Genomic DNA, 4597 nt, shown 5'->3' on the forward strand with positions numbered 1-4597 from the left:
TTTATTTGACACTTTCGTGTCACCGTCATTGCTGACGGGTCGCTCACTCAAAATACTGACAGGCCACTTCTTGCGAAGCGCCTATTTCATTACTTCTTGTGAACATTTGATATTTTAAGTATCACGGAGACTAGCTCCGTGTGCACTCACATCAAACGTCCACACTTATCGACTGTTAATTTTTAAAGAACTTCAATTCGGTACTGCGTGCTGACAAAGCGTTTTGTCTGTCAGCGAAGAAGAAAGAGTATGAAGCGTTTAGCTCGTTTCGTCAACCTTCTTTTTCTCGCGCACTCTGCATTTGCATGCGTCGTTTTGCGAGGGAGCGAACTATAACAAAGCGCTCGCGATATCCGCAAGGCTTATTTTTCCAACTGCTACAATCGCCGCTTTTTGAAACGGCAGAAGGCAGCAATGAATAACAAGACCATCAAGCGTGGCGGCTTTAGCTCCAGCTTCGGCGTGCTCGCGGCGACATTGGGTTCGGCCGTCGGCCTTGGCAACATCTGGAAGTTTCCTTATCTGACCGGCGCCAACGGCGGCGCCGGCTTCCTGTTGATCTATCTGTTGGCCACCCTGCTCATCGGCCTGCCCGTCATGATTGCGGAGATCACCATGGGCCGCACCGCCAAGGCCAATCCCATCACCGCGCTGCAACACCTGGCGCCGAAAAAATCGCTGCCATGGTGGCTGGTCGGCGTCGCCGGCATGGCCGCCGCCTTCCTGATCCTGTCCTTCTATTCCGAAGTGGTGGCGTGGGTGTTCGCCTATGTATTCAAAGCCATCGGCGGCTCCATTCTCAGTAGCGACCGCCACGTCACCGAAAGCGCATTCGGCGCGCTGATCGGCGATCCGGTGCAATCGCTGCTGTGGCAATGGGCGGTGCTGGCATTCATCGGCGGCATCCTGCTGATGGGCGTGACCAAGGGCATCGAAGGCATCGCCAAGAAATTGATGCCCATCCTGTTCCTGCTGTTGCTGCTGCTATGCGCGGTCAGCCTGTCGCTGGACAAGGCGGCGGATGGCCTTGCCTTCCTGTTCCGCCCGGACTTCAGCAAGATCACCTCCGGCGTCATCCTCACCGCGATGGGCCTGGCGTTCTTCAAGCTGTCGCTGGGCATGGGCACGATGATGACCTACGGCTCCTACTTCCGCGACGACCAGAATATTCCACAAACCACGCTGCGTGTGATGGCCGCCGACCTGTGCGTCTCCATGCTGGCCGGCATCGCCATCTTCCCGGCGGTGTTCACTTTCGGCTTCGAGCCGGCGGCCGGTCCGGCCTTGGTGTTCATCACCATACCCGCCGTGTTCTCGCAGATTCCGGGCGGTCAGTTGTTGATGATCGCCTTCTTCTTGCTCGCCTCGGTCGCAGCCACCGGCGCCATGTTGTCGCTGATGGAAGTGCCGGTGGTGATCCTGCACGAGCGCCTCGGCCTGAGCCGCCCGAAAGCGACGCTGCTGACCATCGCAAGCCTGGTGCTGCTGGGCTCGACCTGCGCGCTGACCAACAATGTGCTGGCCGGCTTCAAGCTGTTCGGCATGAATATGTTCGACCTGTTCGACTTCGTCTCGTCCAACGTCCTGTTGCCGCTGGGTGGCATCTTGATAGCGTTGTTCGTCGGCTGGGTATGGGGAAGCGCCAACTTCACCCGCGCCATCGCCAACAACGGCACGCTGGCCAATGGCGGCAACGCGCGCGTGGTGCTGTTCCTGTTGCGCTACGTCTCGCCGTTGCTGATCCTGGCGGTGATGTTGAAGGGATTGAATTTGTTTTAACTGTGTGACTATACTGTCGGCACCGTGAACATCCTCAGGCCGGCAGATGAACCAGAGCGAGATGCCCGCAGTGCCGATGCCGACGATCTTGATCGTCGACGATTCTCCATCCTACCTCGGCGCGCTGCTGGACCGGCTGGAGCGGCACGGTTTCCTGATCGTGCTGGCGCAGACCGCCGCCGAAGGTTTGATGCGCGCCGAGTTCGCGGAGCCGGACCTGATCCTGCTCGATGTGGTCATGCCCGGCATCGACGGCTTCGAAGCCTGCCGCCGCCTCAAGGCCGGCAAGAACACCAAGGACATCCCGGTCATCTTCATGACCGGCCTCACCGATCCCAAGCAGAAGGTCACGGGCTTCGATGCCGGCGGCGTCGACTACATCACCAAGCCGTTTCAAATCGAGGAAGTGCTCGCTCGTATCAACACCCATCTGGCGCTGCGCCGCGCCAACCGCGAGTTGCAGGAGCTGGTGGCGACGCTGGCCAAGGCGCGTGAAGACCTGGTGCGCAATGAAAAGCTGGCCGGCCTGGGCGCGCTGGTGGCCGGAATCGCACATGAACTCAACACGCCGATCGGCAACAGCCTGATGGCCGCCACCACTTTCGAGATGCAGACCGCCGAGATCGGCGGTCACTTGTCGGACGGCGGCGTCACGCGCAAGGAGTTCGCGCATTACATCGAGAATGCGCGGCTGTCGGTCGACATCCTGAGCCGCAACCTGCATCGCGCGGCCGACATCGTCACCAACTTCAAGCAGGTCGCGGTCGACCAGACCAGCTCGCAGCGGCGCAGCTTTTTGCTGGGCGAAGTCATCGCCGGCAATTTGTTGACGCTGCAGCCGACCATCAAACGCACGCCGTTCGTGATCCGGCAGCAGGTGCCGGCCGAGCTGATGATGGAGAGCTATCCGGGGCCGCTGGGGCAAGTCATCACCAACCTGATCAACAACGCCATCGTGCACGGCTACGAGGGCCGTGGAGAAGGCTTGATCGCGGTCGCGGCGCAGCTGTCATCGCACGGCTGGGTCACGCTGAGCGTGGAAGACCATGGCGTCGGCATCGCGCCCGCCGACGTGCCGCGCATCTTCGATCCCTTCTTCACCACCAAGATGGGCGTCGGCGGCTCCGGGCTCGGCCTGAACATCGTGCACAACATCGTCACCGAAATCCTCGGCGGCGCCATCCACGTCGACAGCGAATTGGGCGGCGGCACCCGCTTCACGCTGACGCTGCCGATGTCGGCGCCGCTCAAATAAGCGCCGCGCTTATTCCTGCGACCAGACGGCAAGCACGCCGTCGTTCACCGCCGTCAAATGATTTCCCAGATGCTGGACGATGGCATAGCCGAGCGTGCCATCGTTGCGGCGATAGCTGTAGGCGGAGAACACCAGGTACTTGCCTGTGACCAGATCCAGCAGCACCCGGCCGTTCATCGCGGCGGTCACAGTCTTGGCATCCAGCGTCAGCACGCCGGACCCGGAAGCGAACCTGCCATTGCCGGCCGCGTCGAACACGAAGGACTGCACGTTGCTGCCGCCGATGGCGCAATTTTCACGATACACCGACAAGGTCTGCCCCGCGAGTTCGGCGGCGTCCAGCAATTGGACAGCCGAGCGCGCGATCAGCACATCGGTCGACTTGACCGCATTGGCATCGGCGCCGGAGGCGGTGCACAGCATGCTGAGCGCCGGCGGGAAAGCCGTCGCAGGCAGGTTGGCGCTGGCGACGAAGGGTGCCGAGAAGGTCAACGCGCGAGTGGTGGCATCGCGCGACCACGTCACCGTTTGCGGCGTCACGCCATAAGTCAGCTTGCCGTTGCCGATCACGCCGACAATGCCACCCGAGCTGTAACTGTAGTTGGCGGCGTACACCGGCGCATTGCTCATATCCTGCAAATAGTGATAGCCGACGTAGCGCGATACCGCAGGGAAGGAGGAGTCGCTGCTCGTCAGCGATGCGACGAAGGCGTTGATGTCGGCATAGAAAGCAGCCAGGTCGGTCGTGGCCGTGATCGTGGCGAGCAGCGCGCGCGCAGCCTCGTTCATGCGATCGCCGCTGTAGGTGTCTTTCTGCGCGTCGGTGACCAGGGACAAGGTCAGCGCCGTCGCGGCCTGGATTTTCTTCGATGTGATTAAAGCGTCGTCGTTTTGTCCGCCGTTGAGTATCCAAAGGACCGCCTGGGCGCGGGTAAGCTCGCCGCGCGCAAGAAAACCGGACCAGAATTCGTTCCCGGCGGCCTCGGCGTTCCGGTTGAAGACATTTAAATAAACGGCATTGATGAACGACGTATTATTCGCGACATACAAGCCCTTTGATTCGGCGCTGTCGGCGAACGCGTCGACGATCGCCTTGATGTCGGTATTATTTGAATAGCCTTCGATTAAGCCCGTGAGCGTTGCCGGCAGTTGCTTGCTGTTGAAGGCCGCACTCCAGAAAATCAGCCCCTGCGCATCGGCGGGGCGTCCAAAAAAGCCCAGGTAAAGACTCTCTACCAGCTCGTAATAAACGGAGGTCGGCGAAGGAGCACCGCTGCGCATGGCTTGCGTGGCGATTTTAGGCGCCGCCGATTCGGTGTTGGAACCGCCGCACGCCGCAAGCAGCACCGCTACCGAGCACAGAGAGACGACTTTAGTGGTAATTTTCATAAACACTCCCTCATTACAAAGAAGCCAATGATACCTTTTTTATAAGCATGTAAACGCAAAAAAGCCCCGACCGGATCACCGGAAGGGGCTTTTTCTAATAACTAGCTTGACGATAACCTACTTTCACACTGGTTGCAGCACTATCATCGGCGCAGAGTTGTTTCACGGTCCTGT

The 4597-nt window shown here is 59.8% G+C and carries 3 protein-coding genes; 2 read left to right on the plus strand and 1 reads right to left on the minus strand.

What is annotated here, in order from left to right; translation table 11 throughout:
• Window positions 1–414: 414 nt before the first annotated feature.
• Both GW587_RS30865 and GW587_RS30870 read left to right on the plus strand, forming a co-directional pair.
• Complete coding sequence (locus GW587_RS30865) at window positions 415–1779, plus strand: sodium-dependent transporter (protein WP_166108741.1); 1365 nt, start codon at window positions 415–417, stop codon at window positions 1777–1779.
• Window positions 1780–1825: 46 nt separating this feature from the next.
• Window positions 1826–3034, plus strand: coding sequence for a sensor histidine kinase (locus GW587_RS30870; RefSeq protein ID WP_166108742.1), 1209 nt, complete (start codon window positions 1826–1828; stop codon window positions 3032–3034).
• 9 nt (window positions 3035–3043) lie between these two features.
• On the opposite strand, the gene GW587_RS30875 is transcribed toward GW587_RS30870, so the two are convergent.
• Window positions 3044–4423 carry a DUF4214 domain-containing protein gene (locus tag GW587_RS30875; RefSeq protein ID WP_166108743.1) on the minus strand — a complete coding sequence of 460 codons (1380 nt, stop codon included), beginning with the start codon at window positions 4421–4423 and terminating at the stop codon, window positions 3044–3046.
• Between the last annotated feature and the right edge of the window lie 174 nt (window positions 4424–4597).

This window comes from Duganella aceris (genome assembly GCF_011090165.1).
Classification (GTDB): Bacteria; Pseudomonadota; Gammaproteobacteria; order Burkholderiales; family Burkholderiaceae_D; genus Rugamonas; species Rugamonas aceris.

Coding starts and splice junctions, on each gene's coding strand:
- GW587_RS30865 (WP_166108741.1), top strand. CDS start 415: ATGAATAACAAGACCATCAAGCGTGGCGGCTTTAGCTCCAGCTTCGGC.
- GW587_RS30870 (WP_166108742.1), top strand. CDS start 1,826: ATGAACCAGAGCGAGATGCCCGCAGTGCCGATGCCGACGATCTTGATC.
- GW587_RS30875 (WP_166108743.1), bottom strand. CDS start 4,423: ATGAAAATTACCACTAAAGTCGTCTCTCTGTGCTCGGTAGCGGTGCTG.